General features: G+C 38.6%; 1 protein-coding gene. It reads left to right on the top strand.

Annotated features, from left to right (window positions below; genetic code table 11):
• Positions 1–293: aldo/keto reductase (locus ACSG5Z_RS31230; protein ID WP_435712893.1), on the top strand; the 293-nt coding region annotated here is incomplete at both ends.

Below are 293 nucleotides of genomic sequence, written 5' to 3'. Positions count from 1 at the left end.
AGGTCATAGTGAAACACTCGTTGCAAAAGCTATACATAAACGTAGGCAGGACATCATTCTTTCTACAAAAGGTGGATTAATTGGTCATCATTATGACCCCAATCAACCAGCCGTGTATGGAGATCCTCAAAAGATCATTGATGCGTTTGATGCTAGTTTACTGCGGCTTAAAACGGATTATATAGATTTGTTCTTTTGTCATATTTGGTGGGATAAACCTGAAGAAACAGAAGCCTTTCTACAAGCTTTCCAAACCTTAAAAAAATCTGGCAAAGTGAGAGCAGTTGGCGTTT

The sequence above is a fragment of the Bacillus pretiosus genome, from assembly GCF_051294775.1.
Taxonomy (GTDB): domain Bacteria; phylum Bacillota; class Bacilli; order Bacillales; family Bacillaceae_G; genus Bacillus_A; species Bacillus_A wiedmannii.
Note: the sequence above shows the minus strand (reverse complement) of the source record. Positions and strands in the feature narration are given on the sequence as shown.